Annotated in this window: 17 protein-coding genes; 9 read left to right on the forward strand and 8 right to left on the reverse strand. The window is 55.2% G+C overall.

Features of this window, described 5'->3' with window-relative positions:
- The 5 genes from AC07O2_RS23020 to yfcF form a co-directional block, all read right to left on the reverse strand.
- Positions 1–2123: diguanylate cyclase domain-containing protein (locus AC07O2_RS23020; RefSeq protein WP_495234546.1), on the reverse strand; the 2123-nt coding region annotated here is incomplete at its 3' end.
- Positions 2123–2692, reverse strand: a complete 570-nt coding sequence (locus tag AC07O2_RS23025) for a heme NO-binding domain-containing protein (RefSeq protein WP_495099441.1) — start codon at positions 2690–2692, stop codon at positions 2123–2125. The genes AC07O2_RS23025 and AC07O2_RS23020, both read right to left, overlap by 1 nt.
- Before the next feature lie 371 nt (positions 2693–3063).
- Entirely contained in the window at positions 3064–3624 is a 561-nt protein-coding gene (locus tag AC07O2_RS23030; RefSeq protein ID WP_495234547.1) for an MOSC domain-containing protein, read from the reverse strand.
- A 35-nt stretch (positions 3625–3659) separates the two neighbouring features.
- Entirely contained in the window at positions 3660–4109 is a 450-nt protein-coding gene (locus tag AC07O2_RS23035) for an NUDIX hydrolase (protein WP_495234548.1), read from the reverse strand.
- 41 nt (positions 4110–4150) lie between these two features.
- Positions 4151–4783 (reverse strand): glutathione transferase, encoded by a 633-nt coding sequence (gene yfcF / locus AC07O2_RS23040; RefSeq protein ID WP_495234549.1) that lies wholly within the window; start codon positions 4781–4783, stop codon positions 4151–4153.
- 210 nt (positions 4784–4993) lie between these two features.
- Here yfcF and AC07O2_RS23045 point away from each other — a divergent pair, with 210 nt between their 5' ends.
- Entirely contained in the window at positions 4994–6226 is a 1233-nt protein-coding gene (locus AC07O2_RS23045; RefSeq protein ID WP_495234550.1) for a D-alanyl-D-alanine carboxypeptidase family protein, read from the forward strand.
- 550 nt (positions 6227–6776) lie between these two features.
- On the opposite strand, the gene AC07O2_RS23050 is transcribed toward AC07O2_RS23045, so the two are convergent.
- Positions 6777–7835, reverse strand: coding sequence for a tyrosine-type recombinase/integrase (locus tag AC07O2_RS23050; RefSeq protein ID WP_495234551.1), 1059 nt, complete (start codon positions 7833–7835; stop codon positions 6777–6779).
- Between the two features lie 121 nt (positions 7836–7956).
- Between AC07O2_RS23050 and AC07O2_RS23055 the strand changes: the two genes are divergently transcribed.
- Together AC07O2_RS23055 and AC07O2_RS23060 are read left to right on the forward strand one after the other, a co-directional pair.
- Positions 7957–8955, forward strand: a complete 999-nt coding sequence (locus AC07O2_RS23055) for a DNA-binding protein (RefSeq protein WP_495234552.1) — start codon at positions 7957–7959, stop codon at positions 8953–8955.
- Positions 8956–9246: 291 nt separating this feature from the next.
- Positions 9247–11295, forward strand: coding sequence for a P-loop ATPase, Sll1717 family (locus AC07O2_RS23060; protein WP_495234553.1), 2049 nt, complete (start codon positions 9247–9249; stop codon positions 11293–11295).
- A 1104-nt stretch (positions 11296–12399) separates the two neighbouring features.
- On the opposite strand, the gene AC07O2_RS23065 is transcribed toward AC07O2_RS23060, so the two are convergent.
- Positions 12400–13827: an ATP-binding protein gene (locus tag AC07O2_RS23065; RefSeq protein WP_495234554.1), complete on the reverse strand. Its 1428-nt coding sequence runs from the start codon at positions 13825–13827 to the stop codon at positions 12400–12402.
- Between the two features lie 2 nt (positions 13828–13829).
- Entirely contained in the window at positions 13830–15944 is a 2115-nt protein-coding gene (locus AC07O2_RS23070; RefSeq protein ID WP_495234555.1) for a PAS domain-containing protein, read from the reverse strand.
- A 622-nt stretch (positions 15945–16566) separates the two neighbouring features.
- Here AC07O2_RS23070 and AC07O2_RS23075 point away from each other — a divergent pair.
- The 6 genes from AC07O2_RS23075 to AC07O2_RS23100 are packed head-to-tail and all read left to right on the forward strand — an operon-like array spanning position 16567 to position 23520.
- Positions 16567–19473, forward strand: coding sequence for an EAL domain-containing protein (locus AC07O2_RS23075; RefSeq protein ID WP_495234556.1), 2907 nt, complete (start codon positions 16567–16569; stop codon positions 19471–19473).
- Between the two features lie 2 nt (positions 19474–19475).
- A complete protein-coding gene (locus AC07O2_RS23080; RefSeq protein WP_495234557.1) occupies positions 19476–19796 on the forward strand; it encodes a hypothetical protein in 321 nt (106 codons plus the stop codon).
- Positions 19793–20635, forward strand: a complete 843-nt coding sequence (locus AC07O2_RS23085) for an HDOD domain-containing protein (RefSeq protein ID WP_495234558.1) — start codon at positions 19793–19795, stop codon at positions 20633–20635. The genes AC07O2_RS23080 and AC07O2_RS23085 overlap by 4 nt, the downstream gene beginning before the upstream one ends.
- A gap of 10 nt (positions 20636–20645) precedes the next feature.
- Entirely contained in the window at positions 20646–21608 is a 963-nt protein-coding gene (locus AC07O2_RS23090) for an ATP-binding protein (protein ID WP_495234559.1), read from the forward strand.
- The gene (nosR, locus tag AC07O2_RS23095; protein WP_495234560.1) at positions 21605–22957 is read left to right on the forward strand and encodes a response regulator c-di-GMP phosphodiesterase, NosR family; all 1353 of its coding nucleotides are present in this window, start codon (positions 21605–21607) and stop codon (positions 22955–22957) included. Before AC07O2_RS23090 ends, nosR begins: the two co-directional genes overlap by 4 nt.
- Entirely contained in the window at positions 22957–23520 is a 564-nt protein-coding gene (locus tag AC07O2_RS23100; RefSeq protein WP_495234561.1) for a response regulator, read from the forward strand. Before nosR ends, AC07O2_RS23100 begins: the two co-directional genes overlap by 1 nt.
- Positions 23521–23576 lie beyond the last annotated feature (56 nt).

Below are 23576 nucleotides of genomic sequence, written 5' to 3' on the forward strand. Positions count from 1 at the left end.
GGGTGGCCCTGGTCATTCCACGTTCTCGCATCCCGGCAGGCGACTTCTAACGCCCAGTGCCCCATGCTGTCGATCAGTCCGATGTCCTCCGCGATGGGAATGAACTGCAAGGGCGAGACCAGGCCCATTGTGGGGTGACTCCAGCGCATCAGCGCTTCCACTCCCGTGACAATCCCGGTAGTCAGATCGAGCTTGGGCTGGTACACGAGGAACAACTCGTCTCTCTCCAGCGCGCGAGGCAGGCAACTCTCGAGCGCCAGTTGCTGCTGGCCCTGTGCGCTCATTTGCGAAGAGTAGAAGTGATGGTTTCCCGGACCCATCCCCTTGGCTCGATACATCGCCGCGTCGGCGTTCATCAACAGGGTCTCAACATCCTGCCCGTCGTCCGGAAACAGGCTGATACCGATGCTTGCCGTGGTCGGCAGCTCGCGCCCCTTGACCTCGAAGGGACGGCTGAACAAGCTCACGACTTTCGCCAACGGTGCAATCACGTCGTCCGCGTTGTCCAGCCCCTCTAGCACCAACACGAATTCGTCCCCGCCGAATCGAGCCACGGTGTCGCTCAGGCGTACGCCCTCCCGCAGGCGATTCGCACAGGTCCGCAGCAATACGTCGCCGGCACTGTGGCCGAGGCTGTCATTTATGGATTTGAAACGGTCGAGGTCCATGAACAGCACGGCGACCTTGGTTTTCCGCCGTGCGGCGCGCTGCATGGCCTGCGCCAATTGCTCCTGCAGCAAGGCACGGTTGGCCAGGCCGGTCAACTCATCGTGGTGGGCCGAATGCCGCAGCGCGGCCTCGGCTTGCTTGCGCCGCAGGTACTGGGCCAACTGACTCGCGATCGAGCGCATGAAATCCTCGATCTCACCGTCGATGGTGATCTGCGCGTGGCTGAAGAATTCGAGCGCCAAGAGCTGCGCGCCTGCAACGACCGGGATGACCACAGCCGCATTCAGGCCGCAGCGGGCAGCGAACTGATCCCGAACGTGTGACGCGTCGGCCCCATGGATCGCGCGCCACAGCGGGTTGCCGGCGGCCCAGGCGGCGTCAAGGTTCCCGTCCGGGCGCGGTCCGCTGAAGACGCCCATGGCCGCGCTGAACTCATACGATGGAGCATCGTCGGACGCCGCCCAAGCACCCAGGCAGCGCACCCGGGAGTCAGCATCCACGCCCCAGCACACCGCGGCCGCCCAATCCATCCGCGCGCCGATCGATGACAGGATGAACGCCATCGCACTCTCGGGCTCGACATCCGCGGCCAGTTCCTGGGCGACGTCGTGAGCCAACGCCAGGCGCAAGGCCGACTTCTTGTTGGCGGTCTCGTCGCGCACCGCGGCGCGCACGGTGGTGACGTCGTTCTGCACAGATCCTTGAAAGGTGACGTGGACCCACCGATCGACCCCGTCACGTGCGTTCACGCGGTGCTCGAGCTCGAGGGGGGCGTCGCCCTGTGCGGCCCGCTGGATCGCCTCGTGAAGTCCCCCCCGCTGAACCGCTGGTACGAGCGCCATCAGGCGAGCCAACGTGAGGTTCTCGCTTGTCGAGATGAACCCATAGATGCGGCGAGCCTCGTCGGAGCAGTCGATCTGGCCGGTTTCTGGATTGAGCACCCAACTGCCCAACTTCGCCAGCGCCTGCGCTTCCGCAAGTCGTTGCTGGCTGGCCCGAAGGCGCTGAGACAGTACTTTCCCATCGTCCAGAGACTTGTTCTTGGTTTGCAGGAGGAATAGCAAGTCGACGACGGGGTCGTGTACCGCGAAATCGCTGAGTGACAGCCCGAGTCGGCTAATTTCGACCATTTCGGCCACCCAGGGCGAGCCCAGGAAAACCAGTCGCCGATCCTGGACGACGAACTGCCCTCGCAGGCGCAACGGCCTCGCGCGATGCTGCAACACGAATAGCGATTTCTCGTGCAGGTGGATAGCGTTGTAGTCCAGGCGTTTCAGGACGGGACGTTGAACCATGAAGTGCTCGTCGAGCCGGGCTCCTTCGATCAAATCGGGGCACAGTCGACGCAGCACCGCTCCGGTCTGCAGTACTCGCAGCTGCTCGTCGAACGCGACGTGAAAAGGGAACGCGGCAGCGAACTGCTGAGGTGACAGGTTGAGTTCGAGGACTGACATCACTGCGTGAGCGATGGGTCGGCATCGACGTAGTCGATGCGGAAGACGTCGTGGTCGTCCGTCCCCTGAAAGGCCGTCTGTTGCACAATGATTTCTTGCGCAAAGCGCTTGCTCAGGCCCTTCAGCAATCCGACCACCATCGGCGCCAATCCCGTGCGCTCACTGCGGTAGTGCAATAGCAACCCCGTGTCGCCCTCGATCTCTTCTACCGTGAATGAGGGCGGCCTCAAAGCAGGAAAGCTCATGCCCACATGACTGTGAAGATTGTCCAGATTGTTGAGGAACGACCGCAGATCCGAGCCAAACATGGCGAGCATCTCGCCGTAGCCCGACTGCGCTGTATAGAGCACCCAATGCTCGCCAAAGGCCTCCAGGACCTGAGTGGCACCGAGGCCCAATACGTCGGTGGCTGCACCGACCAGCCTGTACGTCGTTTCGTCCGGGTAGCCGTCCATCGCGATGAACATTTCATGGTTGATACCCGCACCTTGCCGAATCCTGTCCCAGGCTGAAGTGCCGTACCCTTGGATGACGAAATCCTCAAGCGCCTGGTTGACCAGTCCATACATAGCATCACCCCCAAAAATCCGAAATGCTCGTCGCACCTGCCTCGGATGCCGGGCGCAGGGAGCCACTGGCACAGTTTAGTCCGTTCAATAAGTCGCGGCCCCGACGTACTGAGGACTTTTCGCTCGCCGCATGATCCATGTCAGTCTGAGCTGTGGCATCGGTCGCTACGCTAGCGCGCGATCTTGCGGCGGGCTTCACAGAGGATAGCCCGGTAGGAGACGTTCGCGAACGACAGCTGTTGCCGCCTGAAGTGGCCGTCGGCAGGAACGGGTTTGCGAAAGCAGCCGTTTGGGCAGTGCTCGGTCTGTCAGCTTCGCCCCCAACGCCTGCATCACCGAAATCGTCTTTTGTACATTTCAAGACTATCCCATCAAATACGCTCCAGAGCTTGATGCGGTTGCTCAGGAAACCGTACAGTGATGAAATCTCCTGGCATCACTTGGCCGCCCTCGACTACCACCCCCATGACGCCTGCCTTCCGGATCAGTGAACCGTCGACGGCCCGTTCCAGAACCGCTTGCGTCAGGCCATTTTGGAAGTCGTCAAGTTGCTTGCAGGGATTCCGCAAACCGGTCAGTCGTACACGGGCGGAAGCACCAATTTGCAGTTCCGTGTCGACCGGCAGGCTCAGGAGGTCAAGCCCTCTTGTGGTGATGTTTTCGCCGATGTCGCCGGGGGCGATATCGAAACCTATTGCAGCAAGTTCGTCGAACAACTCGGCGTGCACCAGGTGGACTTGGCGGAAGTTGGGTTGCAAGGGGTTCTGCGCCACACGCGACCGGTGCTTAACAGTCTCGCCACAGTGGGCATCCCCCTCAATGCCAAGCCCCTTCAGAAGATGAATGCTTTCCGCCCTGACCTTGGAGAACGTATGTGTTTGACTCAGGGAGACGGAAACCACAAAAGGTTGAGGGGGCAATGTGAGATGCATGCTTGCAGGTCCAATATCGAAACTCGCCCTACGACTTACCACCAACCCGTGGATGTGAGCATTTCTGGAAGATTGTCAGGCCACACAGTGTCGTCGGTTGATTCCAGGTCGGCTGCAGTCCACCATTTGTGGTCTGCCATAACTTCAAGTTCCAAGGCCGTGTGCTGGTTTCGACAGATATCCTGAACTGCTGTGAGGACGACGAAGAACTGCTCCTCAGACACCACATCTTCTCCGTCAGGAAGCTGCATGGTGAATTCGCGCTGGGTGATTGGGTCACCGACGCTGGTAACCACCATGCCCGTTTCTTCCCTCAGCTCGCGGATGGCTGCCTCAGTGAAAGTTTCACAAGACTCCACCTCGCCACCGGGCGTCGCCCAGTATTCTTGCCCAGCCAGCGCGCCTTTTTTGTGCACGAAGCGAAAGAGCAGCAGGCGGCCGGTTGGGTCCAGAACGAGCAAGCGGGAGGATGGGCGTCGGCGCAAGGTTGTATTCCAGTGAGGCTATTCGCTGGTCACCTGTAGGCTCATAATGGTGGGCGCACTTGATGGACCCACCGTTGTACCGTCGGTCTCTGCCACTGGTGTTTTGCATATACCACCAGTCTTTCCGGCACTGAATCGCCATTCAGAATAAGGCGGTTGAGCATCAACGCAAGGTCAACATCGGCGATGGACCATTGGCCACAGATGTTTTCAGCACCATGAGAAAGCAGCGTTTCTGCGGCTGAGAACAACTTTTCCGCAGATTCCCGTGCAGCCTGAGACAGAAGTGCTTTCTTTACCCCGTAGAAGACTACCTCAGTGGAGCGTTCCTGGCGAATAGGCATGAGGTCGCTGCGCAACCAGGCCTGGATCTGACGAGCCTTCGCTTTACGATGCGGCTCTAAAGGATACAAGGGCGCACCGGGAAAAATATCGTTGATGTACTCGGTGATTGCGGACGACTCCGACAGGGTGAAGCCATCGTGATGCAAGCTGGGCACCCGTTGCGTCAACGAAACATCCGCAAAGCCTGCGGTTTGTTGTTCGTTGGCGCCGAGGTCTACGGTCGCAATATCAAACGGCAAATCCTTTTCATGCAGTGCAACGAATACCGACATTGCATACGGACTGGCAAATTGGGCATCTACATATAAGCGGAGGTTTGGGTGGGGCATAACGAGCTTCAGCGACGCGTGGATGGATCCACATCTTATCCATCTAGATCAACGCATAGGATCACAAGAGCCTTTCATGAGCTCCTATCCTAGTGGCAGTATCGGAGCTCCTGGCAGAGGTGCCTCCACCGCTCCCGCCGACGAAAATCTCCCCCATGCAAGAAAGCGGGGTACGCTCCGCCACAATGAACGATCACGACCATGAATCCTATGCAATCCACGAAATTTTCCCTCCTGCCTCTCGTATTCGCCGTAGCCGCAGGCACCTTGGTGCCCAGCTTGGCGACTTTTGCAGCTGATCGCCCAGCAGCCAAGCCTGGTGCCCACAAAAAGTCCGCAGTCGAGGTGCCAGCCTCAGCGCCGTTGGCCGGGCAATCCGTCGTGGCCGGTGGCGCGCCGGCCATCCCCGCCAAGGCATGGCTGTTGATGGACTTCGACTCCGGAGAGGTACTTGCCTCAGCCAACCCCGACGAACCGTTGCCGCCAGCGTCACTGACCAAGATGATGACCAGCTTCCTGGTCGAGCAGGCCCTTCGCTCAGGCAAACTCAAAAAGGACGATCTCGTTTCGGTCAGCGAGAACGCCTGGTGCCGGGGCTCGAGCACCGAGTCGTGCATGTACCTGCCGCTGAACAGCCAGGCCACGGTGATGGACATCCTGCGCGGCATCGTCATACAGTCGGGTAACGATGCCTCCAAGGCGATCGCCGAACACATGGCGGGCTCCGAAGAGGGCTTCGCCAAGCTTATGAATGCCGAAGCCAAGCGCCTTGGGATGGCGAACACGAATTTCGTGAACCCCACAGGCCTGCCCGACCCGGCGCACAAGTCGTCTGCCCGCGATCTCGCCATCCTCGCGCGGGCGATCATCCGTGACAGCGCCGATTACTACCCGATTTACGCCGAACGCGAGTTCAAGTACAACGGTATCAAGCAAGGCAACCGCAACGCCTTGCTCTACACCGACCCCACTGTGGATGGACTGAAGACGGGCCACACCGAGGAAGCCGGCTACTGCCTGGTCACCTCAAGCAAGCGCAACGACATGCGCCTCATCACGGTCATCCTCAACACCAACAGCACAAAGGCACGTGCCGACGAGACCCGCACACTGCTGGGTTGGGGATTCAGCCACTTCGAGAAGGCCACCCCCATTCAGCCGAACGCCGTGGTCACTAATGCCAAGCTCAGGTTTGGCAAGGCCGACACCGTCGCCGCAGGCCTGGGATCGCCATGGACGTTGACCGTCCCGCGCGGTCAAAAATTGCAGACCTCGGTGCAGGTAAAGCCTGACCTGGAGGCGCCGGTCGCCAAGGGTGCCGTGATCGGCAAGGTGATCGCAGAATCGAACGGCAAGCCGATTGGTGAAACTCCGCTAATTGCACAGGCGGATGTGGAGCGCGCGGGCTTCATGCTGCGCATGTGGCAGCACTTGGTCAAGTAACTCGGGAGTGCCCCGATGGGGCTTCAGCCAAGACGACGGACACACAGGTGTGCATCGGACAGGTGACCAGCAGGTTATCGAGTTGGGCGGCTAGGAGTAAGAGTGATTGCATCGAGGTGTTGCTGCAGCCAGCTATTGGCCGCGACAAGTGTGCCGGGCGCGACGAATGCTCAGGCGTTGTCTTCGATTCCATCGACGCCGACGGCAATCGCCGTCTAAAGCCCAACACGTCAGCGGAGGAGCCGCACCGGCCCTGGATCTCGATGTAATAGCAACTCGAAGCAGCGTGCGCGTATTGCAACACGTGCGCGCAACTTGAATCCGCCGCCCGAAGCCGACACAAGGTTGGCCCATTTAGAAGTTTGCAACGTAGCGGAAGCTGTCATTCAGTTTTGAAGACTTATCTCCCTTTATTGTTTAGGTTTATCCGACATCTGCCCGAGCATGAACGCGACGGCGGCTTGACGGCAGATGTCGGATAAACCTAAACAACTGTAGCCGGTCGACCCGCACGTCGCATAAGGCTGTTGGGCAGGCAAATCAGCCGTTGCTATCCTAATAACCGAGCTGCTGCACTGGACAGCGTCCCCTCCATCCGGAAATACCCCAACACCGTAGCCACGCTATGGTGGCCGGTCATCGCCATAGTCTCCGCCAGCGGCACATTCTGCCGCCCAGCCTCGGTCACAAATCCCGAACGCAAAGAATGCGCAGAAAAATCCCCCTCAATGCCCGCAAGCGTACAGCGCATTTTCACAATATCGCGCACGGCAGCAGGGGAGAGCGCGTGGCCTACATGGCCGCCTCTGCGCACCCGCCTAAAAATCGCCCCGGAAGTGATGCCGCTGGTCTGCAACCAGGCCTCCAGGGCCTCCGCCGCAGGGCCGAGGACCGGCTTGGTGTTCTCCGGTTGATCGGCACCGGATTGGTTGGTCTTGGAAAAGGCGAGGGTGTAGCTGAACCCGTCAGGGATGCGCTTCAAGAACTGCATGTCGGCCCCAGCGACTTCCGAGCGCCGGCGACCGCCGCTGGCCCAGGCAAACAGGAGGAGGGCGCGGTCACGCACGCCCCCTGGCGAGTCGTCGCAGGTGGCCAGCAAGGCCTGCAACGGATCCTGGGTCAAAGCATCTTTTTTCTGGGGTAGGGCGCCCCGCTTGGCATAGGCTTTCCGAGTCCGCGACAACAGCTCGCGCACCTTGGGGTCATGGCAGGGGTTCTTCAGCTCACGCAGCTGGTGCGCCTTGGACAGCACAGCGATGCGATGCACCAGGGTGTTGTGCGCCATGGCACCGAGACGGCCTTTATAGCCAGACTGCACCAGGGCTTGGTCGATTTCTGGTGGCAGTTCGGACACCAAGCCCTTGGCTGTGGTCCGCTCGGCGTGGTCGACGATGAACTGCAGTACACAAGTCGTTGGCAGTGGCAAGCCAATCTGACCGCCATAGCGCAGACCGTACCAGGCCGCCCAGTAGCGCAAAGCGCCACGGTAGCTGGCCAGGGTGTTCTGCGATTCCCCTTCGCGCAGCAAATCCTCCACAGCCCGTTGGGTGACGTCCGTGAGCTCGGTGGGCTGCAGGGCGGGCGTTTTGCGGAGACTGGGTAGGCGCATATTGCTTCAAACTTATATTTTGTTATTTATAAAATGTAGTATGTATGATCTATTACATAAATTCCATATAAACCACGATAACAATCTCTTATCGTTGGTAAATATTAGACGGAGTAGGGCGATGCCACAGAAAAATATGCGGGGTGTGCAGCAGGACGATGTCTGGGCGGCGGCGGACGCCTTGATCGCCGAGGGCCTGCGCCCGACCATCGAACGCGTGCGCCTGCAAATGGGCCGCGGCTCGCCGAATACGGTGGGGCCTCTGCTGGAGGCCTGGTTCGCCACGCTGGGACCGAGACTGGGCGTCGGCGAGGCCAAGGAGGAGGCGGGCGGTCTTCCAGCGGCCGTGCAGCAGGCCAGCATCAAACTCTGGGAGGCCGCCCTGTCCCAGGCACGCAAGGAGATCGACATAGCGGCGGCGGCCGCGCGGCAGGCACTTATGGACGAGCGCGCTGTCTTCGAATCCCGGGTGGCCGAGCTGGCTCAGCAGGAGGCGGTCTTTGCGGAACGACAGGCGGCGACCGAACGCGCCCTGCTGGTCGCACAGGAGCAGATGGCGGATCTGGGCCAGCGCTTGCGGGAGGCACAGGCCCTGCTGACTGAGCGGGACCAAGAAATCGATGGACTGCTGTCCCGGTTGTCGGCTGTAGAACAGCAACGGGAAACAGAGCGCCGGCGCACCGATGAGGAGGGTCAACGCCACGCCGAAGAGCGAGGGAGGGTGGAGGAGCGGGCTGCAGCGAATGAACGCCGCCTGATGCAGGACATCGATCGCGAGCGGCAAGAGTCGAAGCTGGCCAAAGCCGCGTTGGCGGCGGCAACGCAGCGGGCGGAAGAATCCCACCAGCAGTCGGAACTGAACAAGAAACAGCTGACCGACAAGTTGTTGCATGCCGACGCGGAACTGCGGTTGATCCGCCAAGCACTGGCGTCTACCGAGGAACGCGCATCGGAACTCCGTGCCTTGCTGGATACACAAGCTGCAGCGAACGCAGCCACCCTGAAGCAATTGGACCTACTCGTAGCAAATCAAACCGTCCCCAAACCAGTGCCTACCACCAAACGGACACGGAAATTGAAGCACACCTCGGATCACAGTACAGACAAAATCCAGGAATGATCCAGGGCAGCCGAGCGTTGCAGTTGAGCATATGCTTGGCCTGCTTACGTTATGCGGCATCACCATGAAATTGCAGTGGCCGGTGCTGTCGCTGCTATCACAAGATTAGGCTTCGCGGCCAAAGGCACGGCTTAAAAGGCTACATACGCCCCCAAATAGGTATTTATCCGGACCGTCTCAAGTTGCGACTTTTATGCTCCAGAACCTCTGGTTTCTCAGTCTCTACTGCCGGATTGCATGCGAGGCAGTTAGACTGCAACTCGACCTCTCAAAAACTGGCGGGCAGCTACGATGGCAACAAGTTTCGTATTACCAAAACGAGCGTTAGAACGTATTCAGATTGGACAAGCATTTGCTGAGTATGATCTGATTCGCAATGAGCCGGAATTGTTTGTTTCCACGCCAGCTGCATTGGCAGCTCTTGATCAATCATCACAGAAGTGTTTTTTTGTAGGCCGGCGAGGTGCTGGAAAAACAGCGATCACCTATGAGTTGCTTCGTCGTACCACGGACTCTATCTCCATAGTTCCACAGATTTTCGATCTATTGGAACTGCCGTTGGCGCACGACGAATTTCGCGACACAAGACAGCGTCCCTTCAAGTCCCTTACGCACACATTCGAACGGGCGCTTCTGGATGAGTGTGTTCGTCATTTACTGGCATCCGGTCGCGTAAAAGAAAGAGCCCTCCCACCCACAATTACCAAAGAGCGAAATCTTATCGAAGATTGCGATTTTGATCAGCGCATTCTAAGCTTAACTCAAGAAATATTTGACGCATATTCCAAGTCACAGGACAAGCTGTGGCTGAGGCAAATTAATCGTAGCAAAGAATTATCAGCGGAGCTAAACTCACTCAGCGACAAGGGAGGGCTACGCGTCACACTTTTAATTGATCGCTTAGATGAGTCTTGGGATGGCTCAGAGTCGGCGATTATTTGTCTAATGGCATTAATGCATGCCGCTGTAAGGCTCTGCGCATCCACTCCAGCAGTTCGACCATATATATTTATTCGCGAAAATATATACGATCGCATCCGCTCGATTGACAATGAGTTTGCCCGACTAGAGACGGCAGTTGTATTTCTGGACTGGTCTGAGCAAAAGCTTGTTGAGCTTGTTGAGCGACGTCTTGTCCGACCATTTCCGACAAAGCCAAAGTTGGGTGGAGAGGCCTGGGCTTGCTTCTTCGAGGAGTCAGCTGAGCGCAGTAGTCGAGCGGCAGTGATGGCACTCTGCCAACACCGACCAAGAGACGTACTAATGCTGACAAGCTATGCAATTGAAGCTGCTATTAATGGCGGTCATCAAATGATGATGTTGGCGGATGTGGAGACTGCATCGAGAAGATATAGCACAAGCCGTCTCAAAGATCTTGGCGATGAATTTGCCGAAAACTATCCGAATATTAGCGTCCTCCTAGAGTTTTTCTATGGACTTGGAAATGAGTATTCGTTGATTGGCATCGAAGACTTTATTGCCAAATTGCTAGTTAACGACAAGATAAAAAAGCATTGCGCGTCGTGGTTCTTTGACTACACAACTGCATCAAGGCTCGTCGAGTTGCTTTATGGCATTGGGTTTCTAGGACTTCGACGTGCAGGTCGAACCTTCTTCAAGGAACCCGGAAAAGACTCGAACGCCAAATTGCCTATCGATCAGGCGACTCATTTTGTCGTTCATCCGACGTACCAGCCAGCACTAAACCTACGCAACATTCTCATTCAGACAGTTTCCAAGGATACCGCCCTGAAAAATGAGGGAGTATTAGAGGAGCTACCTGACAACTATAGATTCGACCAATACAAAGATGAACTTAAAAGCGCGCTTGAGGATTTAAAGACGCTCCCATTGGGACATGCTGGGGCCCAAGAATTCGAAGAAATCGTGGGCAAAGTGGTAAAGCTTTGCTTTTTTAGATCGCTTACAAACGTTCAATCGAAGTGTCGAACTGCAGATGGTTCTCAGATACGTGATTGGATAGCGTCCAATCGAGCGAGTGGCGGGTTTTGGGATATTGTTCGAGCCAAATACGGTGCAACTCAAGTTGTCTTTGAATGCAAAAATTATGAAAACCTCTCTGCCGATGATTTTCATCAGGTTCAGTATTATTTTAGTGAAACCTTCGGTCGTTTTGGTTTAATATTTTTTCGCGGGAATGAGATCAGAGACTCCTATTTGAAGCACATTGCAAATGTCGTAAATAAAAACCAAGCGGGATTGATCCTTCCATTAACGCAGAGAGATTTGGAAGTTTTTCTTCGACAAGCTATTAATGGCGTCTTTAAAGAGAGTCATATACAGGACAAGTTTGATTTTTTGGTTCGCTCGATTTCATAAAACTCGAGTCAAATCGCAACCATTTCTCGGCCTCAGCAGAATGCGAAGACGTATTAACAAGATGCTGCTAGCTCGGCAGCATCACAGTGCATGGCAGGGGAAGACCGCTTTCATCCGATACTGATGCAACTTCGCCTCAGGGGCGGCTTCACAAGGATTACCAGTCCGAGACGTCACAAACCGCCTGGCCGCGGCCATGATCGCCTCCGCGGTATCCCTCAAGCTGGGACAGATTGCCGAGCGATGCAAGCCGTTGGTGCGGGAACTGTACCGTTTTCATCCGGTCAAGCTGGCCGCGACGTACGGGGGCTGATGCTGCAACCATCCCGGCAAACCAATTGCCTGCGCCTTGACGCTCGTGCATATAAGCGTAGCTCTGGGCGATAGCTCGTTTCCTCGGCCTTGGAATGATTGCCACATTGAACACGATCTGGTCTTCAACAATCCTATATCGATGCAGTTTGCAAAAGGGCCAATTCCGGGGCACGGAGAGAAAAGGATCGCAGATGGCTCGACCATGACCTCGCGCAAGTTCGGTGGCACTTCACAGTGCCATTAACCATCGGTTCACCATGGGGTATGGCGCATTGACCATGAGTTAACCAGTGGTCGGGCAGAGACCAGCTAAATCAAGGCCTGTGGCCAACTGCCGTCCAGGCAGCATTCGCGGCGACCAGAGATATCCAAAGGTGTTGGGCTCTGACCAGATATACGCCACTGGGGTGGGCGATTGGCCGGGCGTTACCCTCAGGCATGATCTTGTGGGTGGGGTGGCTAGAGCCAAGCCTGGTTCATGGTCAATGGCACTGCAGTCGGCCAAAGACCAACCCAAACTTTGCTTAAAAACTGTTCGAAAGATTGCTTAAGACACCTAGAGCCGGGGCTGATCGATCGCCTTTGCGCCTACGCATTACTTTATACGATGTATATTATGTTAAGTTTCAAATCATGAATCTTAGTTTGACTAGCTGGCTGCACTGCCATTGACCATGAGCCGGGCCTGGCTCCAATCAGCCCTTGCACTTGGCCATAGCTAAGGGGAACGACAGGCCAACTGCCCCCTCCCGTGATGTATATCAGGTCGGAACCCAACACCACTGATCCTCATATGTCGCTGGTCGGTGCTACATCGTGCGGCATTGGCCGACGAATGGGCAGCGTGACGCGAAACGTAGTGCCTTGCCCTATGGTGCTTTCCACCTCAATGCGTCCCTGGTGTTTTTGCACAATGCCATATGACAACGACAGTCCCAGTCCGGTACCCTTGCCCACCGGCTTCGTAGTGAAGAAGGGTTCAAAAATGCGTTTGAGCGTGTCTGGTGGAATACCTGCACCATTGTCGGCCACCTCCAGCCACACATCCTCTCCCGCGGAGCCTGTACGTATCGTGATGCGCCCGCGTGCATCACCCATGGCATGTGCTGCATTGACTACCAGATTCATCACCACCTGGTTAATCTGCGAAGCCAAGCATTCGACGTCAGGGATATCTCCAAATTCCTTGACCACATCAGCCTTGTATTTGACTTCGCTGGCCACCACATTTAAGGTGGATTCAATACCATGGTGCAGATTGGCCCATTCCCATTCCTGTGTCGAATCCACGCGAGAAAAGTCCTTCAGATCTTGCACGATCTGGCGCACCCGCATAATGCCTTGTTGCGATTCGCGCATCAGCACGGGAATATCCTCTTTTAAGAAATCCAACTCAATTTCTTCACGCAGCTTGCGTAACCTAATTGCAACCTCAGGAGCAGCTATGCTGCCTTCGGCATTTTCAAATGCCTCCAGCATCTGGAAAAGCTGGGTCAAATATCCCTCCAGTGTGCTGAAGTTCGAAAAGATATAGCCAATCGGGTTGTTGATCTCATGTGCCACACCAGCTGCAAGCTGACCGATGGAGGCAAGTTTTTCTGATTGCACCAGCTGACCTTGCAGATGCTTGCGTTCCTCTATCTCTAGTTGCAATGCTTCGTTGCTAGCACTTAACTCCCTGGTGCGTTCGCGCACAGCCTCCTCCAGCCGCGTAACCTGTTCGGATGAGTCTTGTGCCATCTGCCACTTGGCAGTCAATGAAGATGCCAGTTGGTAGACCTCAATCGCGTCGAACGGTTTCTTTAGAATCAACAGCCGATCGCGCGCGTCCAGCCGGGCCAGCACCTCATCCCAGGAGGCATCTGCATATGCTGTGCAGATCACGATCTGCAGTCGCGGATCCTCCCTCCACAGGTGCTCGATAGTTTGCACGCCATCCCAGCCTGGCGGCATACGCATATCGACAAAGGCCATCGCGTAAGGCCTTGAGTCATGTAATGAAGCTTGCACCTTGGTCAGCCCTTCTCGTCCCTGATAGGCCGAATCAAGTAAGAAGGCATCAACGGCGGGCTGATCAGCATCACCAAACAAAGCCCTCTCTACCGCACCGAGCTCGACACGCTCCGACACCTGGGGCGCAAGCACCTTGCGAAAATCCTCGTGGATGGCGGGCATATCGTCAATCAGCAAAATACGCCGATTAGGTAGTTGGTTCATTGCTATCCCTCTTGGGTGTCTATAGGAATATCGAGGGTAAACGTAGCTCCTTGCCCAGTTCCACTACTATGCGCAGACAAGCTTCCGCCCATTTCCTGCGCCGCTATTACACAGCTGTGCAGACCGAAGCCGTGCCCGGTTTTTCGGGTAGTGAAACCATGCGCGAAGATGCGCGTCATATTTTCTGGCGCAATGCCTTCGCCATTGTCGGCCACGGTGATGCGCAGCGCCCTCCCCTGTTCCGAAATGACAAGGCGGGCTCCCAGCGTGATAGTGGGATTGGCTAGCCCCAGACCATCCAGGGCTTGCTTGGAATTGCCGATCAGGTTCACCAAAATCTGCAATACGCGATGTCGATCCAGCGAGAGAGCGGGCAGTGCATCAAAGTCTTTGACGATCTGCACTTTATGGCGCACAAGGGAGCTGACATTCATACGCAGCGCATCCTCCACCAATTCATTCCAGCGTACCGATTCAACCACGCGCGGGGCACTAGCGTGCGACTGCTGAGTCGCGACGATTTCCTTGATATGGTCAACACTCTTGGCCAGCAGGACAAGTTCTTCTGCCATGGCCCTATGTTCCAAGTCCAATGTCTGGGCCAATTCACGCAGGTAAATCGGTAACAACTTGCCCCTTGCGTCTTTCGTCAAAAATTCACTCAATGCATCAGCATGTTCATCTATCAGGCCCACAGCACGCGTCAGGCCTTTGAGTTTTGAGTTCCTCAACTGTGCGCTGAGCATATCCGTGGAGACATTGACACTATTAAGAATGTTGCCCACGTTGTGTAGCACGTTGGTAGCAATCTCGGCCATGCCTGCCAAACGTGAGGCATCGACCAGCTTTTTGTGCACGTCTTCGATCGTTCTCTCCGCCTCTTTCAATTTGGAGATGTTTTTAGAGGTACCAAATGTGCCAATGAGGCGTCCATCTCTGTCACGCCAGGGGCACTTTGTCGAGAGATGCCAGTCAGCCTGTCCGTCCGCATTGACTGCGACGATTTCGCTCTTTTCGATCATAGGCTGCCCCGTGCGCAGCACCTCCTGCTCATCTTTTGCGAACTCTGCCGCATGCTCGATGCCGTAAATATCAGCATCTGTTTTACCAATGACATACTCCTTGAACGCATCGACACTCTGCAAATGCGGAGGTAAGGTGTCGTCCGCATCCGCCGGTAACGCAGCACGAAATCGGTTTATTGCCGTTTGCATAAGGCTGCTGATCTCAGAACGGCTGAGCTGAACGAAGCGTGATTGCAGGTCTTTAAAGAATATCGAATCCGGCAGGTTTTCCATAAGTGTCGCGAGTAAATCCCGCTGGTAAGCCAACTCCGCTTCTGCTTGCTTGATAGCCGAAATATCCTTGGTAATACCAAACGTACCAATAATCACACCATCTTTATTGCGTAACGGCATTTTGGTGGTTAGCGCCCAGGTATCCGGTCGGCCGTCTTGCCAAGTTTCCCGCTCCACCTTGTTGATGATGGGTTGACCGGTCCGGATGATTTCCTGTTCATCTTCATACGCAGGGCGAGCATGCTCTTCGGAAAAGATATCGAAATCCGTCTTGCCCACCAGCTCATCTACAGACCTTCCTCCAAATTGGTGGGCCTGAGCCGTGCTGCACTTGATAAAACGCGATTGGATGTCCTTGAAATAAATGTGATCTGGAGAGCTGTTCAACAGCATCCACAACAAGTCTCGCTCGTAAATGAGCTTCTCCTCGGTCTGCTTGCGCTCCGTCACGTCTTGGCATGCCCCTTGGATACGGACAATCAAGCCGGCAGCGTCCCGCGCAGCTTCGCCCATACCGCGAACCCATATGTGCCGGCCTTTGGCCGTGAGCACTTCCAATTCCAAGTCAAAAGACGTGCCCTGCTGAACACATGCGTCAAAGGCATTACGGGCAGCGGCTTGCGATTGTGGAGCATAAAAACCGAAAACCTGCTCAAGCTCAGGAGCCGTGCCTGGAGGCAGGTCATGGATCGCGCACATCTCGTCCGACCAACTAATGCGGTTGTCCGGCAGATCAACAGTCCAACCACCCAGCTGTGCAATGCGTCCGGCCATGTTCAGCAGGGTTTGGTTTAGAGGATTTTCTTTTTCTTGGGCCATGGCAGTATGAAGTCCTCTTGGAAGTTGCTTACATTTGTCATCCCATCTCGGTCCGACAAAGTAGAGTGAAGTGGCATCTAGACCTTCTTGCGCACGATGCAGAACGACACGGAACGCCCCATGCAGGCGGTCGGTTGCTCTTACAAAGGTTGCACTATGCAGGCAAGTAGGCTCTTGGTGGCATCCATATGTAGGGGAATGAGGGTTTTCCCTTGGTGCAACCCACGACAGTTTGCACGGAACCCGATATCACGCGTGGTTGCATTGGGTCAGTTGCCCATCCGCTTGGAGTGAAGCATCCTTACTCATACAGCCTTGTTTCTTTCGGCGTTCAGCAACTGTCTTAACGGCTCTAAGTTCGTGGCAAAGTTGATATGGTTTGCCCACAGAGTTAGATTCTGGGTGTAAAGTGTTTCGAGCGGCTGGGACGGACGGTAGTGCGTTCGACACGCTGCAGGAGGCCAAAGACATATGGATGTTCCAATGCACAACATGCTTGCGTCCCCCCCTTTTTTGTGCGCGACGACCAAGTACTATCTAGGCCCGGCGCGCAAGCGGTACTAAGTATCGTATGAACAGCGCAATACCTGTCCCCTCTGTGGAGCCTCTGGATCAGCACGCAATGTTGGCCAATCTATCCACCGATACCTATCGGCTCTTGATGGATCACGTGCAGGCTGCCGTGTTTGTCGTACAGCATGATCGCTTCATCTATGCGAATCCAAATCTGACCCAACTGTTTGGCTACCCGTTGGAAGAAATGCTTGACGGAATGGATCCTATATTGCTGACAGCGCCAGAGTACCGTGACGCGGTGCGTATGCGTTCGCAGGCGAGGATGGTGGGAGGTGGCGGCGACTTTTACGAGATCGAATGCCTGCGTAAAGATGGGGCACGTTTTTCGGCCCAGGTCCGGGGTATACGGATTGAGTTGCCTGGCGGGGCAGCTAATCTGGTGACCTTGCACGATGTCAGCGATATCAAGCGCACTTCCCGTATTGCAGAGTCCAGGGCGCAGCTGCTAAGCAATGTGGAAGAAGTGGCCCGCATTGGCTCAGCTGAAATGGACCTAGCCACGGGGGCTGTGACGCTGTCCTCTGGAATGTTCAATATTTTCGGTGAAACGCCCAACGAGGCCATCGTGACACGAGATTGGCTGTTTTCGCGGGTACCGGCAGTGGACCGCCCATATGTACAGGCCATCAGCGAAGGAGTTTCTCCTGGTGAAATTTGTGAATTTCAGCACCGCATTGTGCATGCTGATGGGAGCTTGCGCACCGTACTGCACCGTGGTGTCGCCGAGGCCGATATTCAGGGGCGGACCGTGCGATCGGTCACCATATTGCAGGACATTACCGTACAACGCGCCGCTGAGCAACGCCTGGATGCGATGGCCAATACCGATGAGATAACGGGCCTGCATAACCGCAATGCCTTCAGCCAGCGTCTGGAAACGGTGCTGCATGAAGCCGACAGAAAAGAGGCCCAGATTGCCGTACTTGGCATCCAGATCGGTCAATTGAAATTGGTGAGCGAATCTCTGGGTAAGGCGGGTGGAAATCTTTTGCTGGCCGCCGTGGCGATGCGACTGCAAGAAAACATCGAGGCTGGCGATGAACTGGCACATTTTGGCAGCGGCGAATTTGCTGTTCTCAAGGCGCGTGATGGCGCAGTAGATGAAAACATGGCGGTGCAGCTTGCTGCGAACTTGATGGACGCATTAGCTATGCCTTTGGTGGTAGCAGACAACGAAATCAGGGTGAATTGCGCCATGGGAATTGCGTTGTTTCCCATGCATGGCCGGGAGCCTGAAGAACTGTTGAACCACATGCAAGCCGCGACCTACCATGCTGAGGCCAAAGGCAAAAACGAGATTGGTGTCTTTAGTGAGGATATGCAGTCAAAAGCGGTGACACGGCTGGCGTTGGAGTCCGGTCTACGGCGCGCGCTGGAGCGCCAGGAGTTTGAGCTGTATTACCAGCCCAAATTGGATCTTTCGAGCGGTGCGGTCATAGGGGCTGAAGCCTTGTTGCAATGGAATGCACCCGAACTACCGTCGGGTACCCGCTCTGCATTTCTGGATGTTGCGGAAGAGACCGGATTGATCGTGCCCATTGGGGAATGGGTGCTGCGCACATTGTGCGAGCAGTCTTTGGAATGGCAGCGCTTAGGGCTAACGTTAGGGAGGGTGGCGATGAATCTGTCTGCAAGGCAACTGCTGCAGCCCGATATCGTACGGCGTATACAAGCCATATTGACAGAAACCGGACTTGAGCCCCGCTATTTGGGCCTAGAAATCACTGAAGCAGTATTAGTCGGTGAGCGCGTGCACGTAACACGTGTCCTGAGCGAGCTGAACGCCCTGGGTATTGAAATATCCCTGGAGGATTTTGGCACTGGTTACTCCAATCTGAGCTACTTGCGCACCCTTCCCATCAATGTGGTCAAGGTGGACCGTTCTTTTGTACACGATGTCACCGCCGCTTCGCAAGATGTCTCCATTACCCGAGCCATTATCAACATGGCCCACAGCTTGCAAATGAAAGTGTTGGCCGAAGGCGTAGAGACCGAAGGGCAGCTTGCCCTGTTGATAGCAAACCACTGCGATCAAATGCAGGGACACTATTTCAGCGCATCTATATCGGCCAATGCGATGAGTGAAATACTGCGGCAAGGTCGGCAACTGCCCGAACACCTTTTACTACGACGCACGCACCAGCGCACCTTGCTGCTAGTGGACGATGAGGACAATATTGTTGCCGCACTCAAGCGGCTGCTGCGTCGTGATGGCTACCATATCGTGACAGCCAACAGTGGCGCCCAGGGTTTGCAACGATTGGCCGAGCATTCGGTGGATGTAATCGTATCCGACCAGCGTATGCCTGGGATGACAGGTGTGGAATTCTTGCGCCGTGCCAAGGAGCTGTATCCCGATACCGTGCGCATGGTGTTGTCAGGTTATACCGAATTGCAGTCCATCACGGACGCTATCAATGAGGGTGCCATTTATAAGTTCCTGACTAAGCCCTGGGACGACGAACGCTTGCGCGGCCACATTGCAGAAGCCTTTTCGCATAAGGAAATGGCGGATGAGAATCGCCGTCTGGGCAGCGCGGTGATCGTAGCGAACCAGGAGCTGAGTGCGGTGAATGAGCGTTTGCAAAAGCTGCTAGAGGCTCAACAGGCGCAGATCAGCCGGGAATCAAACAGCCTGGTCGTGGCACGCGAGGTGTTGGACTCTATTCCCACTGCTGTCATCGGCCTGGATCTTTCGGGAATGGTGGCTTTCGTCAACGCCGATGCTGAAAAACTGTTTGGCAGTGGCGCACTGTTGCTGGGTTGTGATGCGGAAGAGGTTTTCTCACCCGAGCTGCTGCAAGTTTGGCGTGAGGGAGATGGCAGCTACCACCAACTGCACTTGTTTGAGAAGACCTACGGAGTTGTATGCCGGATGATTGGTGGGGCTGGTCAATCACGAGGCAAGCTTCTAGTATTGACATCAGTCGACGCTCAGTTATCAGTGCACTAGCGATGCAAAAAAATACCATCCCTTTAATAGATGTGCCAGAAGCTGCGGTTCTGGCAGAGCCGGTGCTGGATGCTCAGCAGCAAGTTTTGCTGCCTGCTGGAGCCGTATTAACACCCGCTCTGGTGGCTGGTTTGCGTGATCGTGGAGTGGTCGCCGTGTCTGTGTTGGCGCCTGTTGAGCCGGAATCCGAAGCCGTCCGGGGCGAACGCCAAGTGGCGATAGAACAGCGCCTGCAGTACCTGTTCAGGTATGTACATCAGTCTGGTGAAGCCAACCCGCTGCTTAAATTGGTATCTGCATACCGGCAGGAGAGTATGCCGTGAACACTTTATCGACCGAGGATATTTTGCTTAGCGCGCGTGGTTTACCTGCGCTGCCTGCTATCGTAATGGAGCTAATCCAGTGCATGAACGATCCGCATGTCAACATGGAGCAATTGGCACTAAAGATCTCGCACGACCAAGCCTTGACATCCAAGACGTTGCGCTTGGCGAATTCTTCGTTTTATGGTTTGTCGCGTCAAGTAACTTCGATTGCAGAAGCAACCCCTATTTTGGGTATGCGTACACTGCGCAGCATTGCAATTGCGGCAGGTCTAGTGGATAAGTTGCAACGACAGGCAGATTCCAATTTTGACCTTGCTTCCTTCTGGCGGCATTCAATAGGCACCGCTTTGTGCGCTCGTGCTTTGGCGCAAGTCGCAGGTCTAGACGAAGATACTGCTTTTACCCTAGGTCTGCTCCATGATATTGGCCGCTTGGTCTTAGCCACACGACACAGCAGGGACTATGCCGCAGCCATGGCATACCGGCGTGAGCAAGATTGCTCCAGTCAACAAGCCGAACAGTTTGTATGGGGGACGGACCATACACAGGTTGGAAAAGTGGTAGCTGAGCATTGGAATTTCGCCCCCGCAATTGCAGATGCGATAGCGAACCACCACAATCCTTTGCCTCAGCCGAAAAAAAGCCTGGTCGATGTGCTGCATGTGGCTGACAACATTGTTCATGCGTTGGACTTGTCGCACTACAGGGAGGATATGGTGCCGCCGCTGTCCATGGCTGCGTGGTCTCGCTTGGCGTTGGATGAGAGTGCCTATACCCAAGTGTTCCGGGCTACGGAGGCGCAATATGAATCTATGTGCCAGATTCTCTTAACCTAGGAGACGCATCTTGACTACAAATAGCCATGCTTTGGCTCCCGCTGTGGGAGATGTGGGGGCGCTATCTGATGTGAGCGAAAATTTGACGGGAGACCAGGTTAAGGAGCTACTGCGTGCAAATGAAGAGTTGAAGCAAGTCAATGCTCGACTGTCAGACGCTCAAGACAAACTGATGCAATCCGAGAAGTTAGCATCGATTGGCCAATTGGCTGCCGGTGTGGCCCATGAAATCAACAATCCGATTGGCTTCATTTTTTCTAACTTCGGAACACTGGAGCGTTATCTTGACGATCTGTTCCAGATGCTGTCGGCCTATGAACAAGCCGAACCAGCATTGGCGGGTACGCCGCTGGGAGGGCAGTTGAAGGCTTTACGCGAGAAGGTTGAACTAGACTTTCTGAAAGAAGATATTCCGTCGCTGATGAACGAGTCTAAAGACGGCATCACACGAGTACGCAATATTGTGCAAAATTTGAAGGACTTTTCGCGTGTAGACACCACGCAGGAATGGGTCCAGGCGGACCTGCACCATGGCATTGTTTCGACCTTGAACATCGTAAACAATGAGATCAAATACAAGGCTGATGTGCTCAAAGAATTTGGTGAAATTCCAGATATTGAATGCCTGCCGTCCGAGCTCAACCAAGTGTTTATGAATTTGCTAGTAAATGCTGCGCATTCTATTCAAGTTGAACGGGGCACCATCACAATCCGCACGGGACAAGAAGGCGACAATGTGTGGGTAGAAGTTCAGGACAATGGTGGCGGCATTTCCAAGGAAAATCTGGGTCGGATTTTTGATCCATTCTTTACCACCAAACCGGTCGGCAAGGGAACTGGCTTGGGCTTGTCTCTTTCTTATGGCATTGTGAAAAAACATTTTGGCCATATCGATGTTTCTAGCGAGATAGGCGTGGGAACCCGGTTCAAAGTAACCCTTCCGATAGTTCATCCACGAGAGGCTGAGCTGTGAACACTGCACTCGAATCGGTAAGTAATCAGCCTACGAGTGTGGCGGACGAGAGTTCTGCCGCGGCAGACTTGCCTGCATGGCGAATTCTGTGTGTGGATGATGAGCCGAATATCGTGGCCGCATTACGCCGACTATTTCGCGGTAGTGGTTACAGCGTTATTACGGCAACCAGTGGTGCCGAGGCGCTAGAGCTACTCGCGCAGTCGCCTGTAGACCTGGTTTTCTCCGACATGCGAATGCCAAATATGGATGGAGCCCAATTCCTGGCGCAGGTGCGTGAGCGATGGCCGCTGACCATACGGGTACTTCTTACGGGCTATTCAGACATCAAGTCCACTATTGCGGCAATCAATAGTGGCGAGGTGTACCGCTACATCACCAAACCTTGGGATGATGTCGAAGTTCTTACAACAGCCCGACAAGTATTTGAACGCCAAACACTTGAGCGTGAAAAGCGTCGACTGGAATCCTTGCTCCAAGACAAGAACAAGGAGCTCACCGAGCTCAATGTGACCTTGGAAGAAAAAGTAATAGCGCGCACCAGCGAGCTGTCACTATTGACCCAGAAGTTGAAAAAAAACTATCTGACCTCAATCAAGGTATTTTCCAACGTCATGGAGTGGCGGGGCGGACAATTATCTGGACATGCGCGGCGGGTGGCAGACTTGGCGCGACGTACCGGGCGCGCCATGGGTATGGGCGAAACCGAGCAGCAAGATCTATTTATTGCCTGCTTGGTGCACGACATTGGGCAGATCGGCCTGTCCGACAGCATACTGGCGCGACCCGTGGCGCGGTTGACCGTGGATGAGTTGGCGCTTTACCGCAAGCATCCTGTGCTGGGTGAGCAGGCCTTAATGGCCATGGACGATATGCATGGTGTGGCGACCCTGATTCGTGCACACCACGAACGACATGATGGACAAGGCTACCCTGACGGTATTGCAGGTGATGCTATCCCGTTGGGGGCGCGTATCTTGGCCGTGACGGATACCTATGACGACTTGTTGCATGGTCATCTAAGTACAGGCAACTTGGCCGCGCAGGATGCCCGGGCCATGATTTCCCGTGGGCGGGGCACACAGTTCCATCCCGAAGTGGTGGATGTGTTTTTGCAGGTGCTGCTCAAAGCCTCGTCCGTGGATGAGGCTCCGCCGGTGATGACATCTACAGAGAATCTGCGGCCAGGCATGGTGCTCGCGCAGGATCTACTTTCCAGCGAAGGGGGCGTGCTTATAGCGGCTGACCATGTTTTCTCCGTAGAGTTGATTCGGCGGCTGCGCTTGCGTGAAAGTCGTGACGGAGTGCATATGCTGCTACCTATCAAAAAATCGTCCTGGAGGCCCTGATGCAACAACGGATTTTGCTGCTGGACGATGAAGAGCATGTGCTATCTGCGCTTAAGCGCATGTTGCGGGTGGGTTTTGGTGCGGAGTTAAGAGTTGAAACTACAGTGGATCCCGAATTGGCCTTGGCCAAATTGAAGGAGTCTCATTTTGATGTCGTAGTTTCCGACTTCCGAATGCCCTTGATGAATGGCTCAGAGTTTCTGGCGTTGGTGCGGTATATCCAACCCCATGCGGTACGTATGATTCTGAGTGCCTCGTCCGATTTCGACAGTCTTATGCAGGTGGTTAATGACGTTGAAATATTCCGTTACCTGGTCAAACCCTGGGTTGAAAAAGACTTTATCGACCATGTTCGACAAGCATTGGAGCGAGCCGGGCAGCAGCGCTACGAGCGGGAGTTGGCCGACGTAGGACGGCAGCAATTTAACGAGTTGAGCTCTGTTGAAATAGAAAAAAAGCGCTTGGAAGCCATAGAGCCCGGCATTACCCGCGTGGAGTGGGGCCCGCAGGGGGAGGTCCTGTTGCCTATTCCCCCCCTCACCGACACAAACGACAAAAGTTAAACGCGATAGCTCTTGCAAAGCGTTTGTTGAGTCACTGCGCCCAGGCCGTTGGGGCT

This window comes from Rhodoferax sp. GW821-FHT10B06, assembly GCF_059415605.1.

What these genes read in the sequence shown, in the direction of transcription:
- AC07O2_RS23045 (WP_495234550.1), top strand. Translation starts at nt 4,994, where the DNA reads ATGCAATCCACGAAATTTTCCCTCCTGCCTCTCGTATTCGCCGTAGCC.
- AC07O2_RS23025 (WP_495099441.1), bottom strand. Translation starts at nt 2,692, where the DNA reads ATGTATGGACTGGTCAACCAGGCGCTTGAGGATTTCGTCATCCAAGGG.
- AC07O2_RS23100 (WP_495234561.1), top strand. Translation starts at nt 22,957, where the DNA reads ATGCAACAACGGATTTTGCTGCTGGACGATGAAGAGCATGTGCTATCT.
- AC07O2_RS23060 (WP_495234553.1), top strand. Translation starts at nt 9,247, where the DNA reads ATGGCAACAAGTTTCGTATTACCAAAACGAGCGTTAGAACGTATTCAG.
- AC07O2_RS23075 (WP_495234556.1), top strand. Translation starts at nt 16,567, where the DNA reads ATGTTGGCCAATCTATCCACCGATACCTATCGGCTCTTGATGGATCAC.
- AC07O2_RS23070 (WP_495234555.1), bottom strand. Translation starts at nt 15,944, where the DNA reads ATGGCCCAAGAAAAAGAAAATCCTCTAAACCAAACCCTGCTGAACATG.
- yfcF (WP_495234549.1), bottom strand. Translation starts at nt 4,783, where the DNA reads ATGCCCCACCCAAACCTCCGCTTATATGTAGATGCCCAATTTGCCAGT.
- AC07O2_RS23030 (WP_495234547.1), bottom strand. Translation starts at nt 3,624, where the DNA reads ATGCATCTCACATTGCCCCCTCAACCTTTTGTGGTTTCCGTCTCCCTG.
- AC07O2_RS23080 (WP_495234557.1), top strand. Translation starts at nt 19,476, where the DNA reads ATGCAAAAAAATACCATCCCTTTAATAGATGTGCCAGAAGCTGCGGTT.
- AC07O2_RS23055 (WP_495234552.1), top strand. Translation starts at nt 7,957, where the DNA reads ATGCCACAGAAAAATATGCGGGGTGTGCAGCAGGACGATGTCTGGGCG.
- AC07O2_RS23050 (WP_495234551.1), bottom strand. Translation starts at nt 7,835, where the DNA reads ATGCGCCTACCCAGTCTCCGCAAAACGCCCGCCCTGCAGCCCACCGAG.
- AC07O2_RS23065 (WP_495234554.1), bottom strand. Translation starts at nt 13,827, where the DNA reads ATGAACCAACTACCTAATCGGCGTATTTTGCTGATTGACGATATGCCC.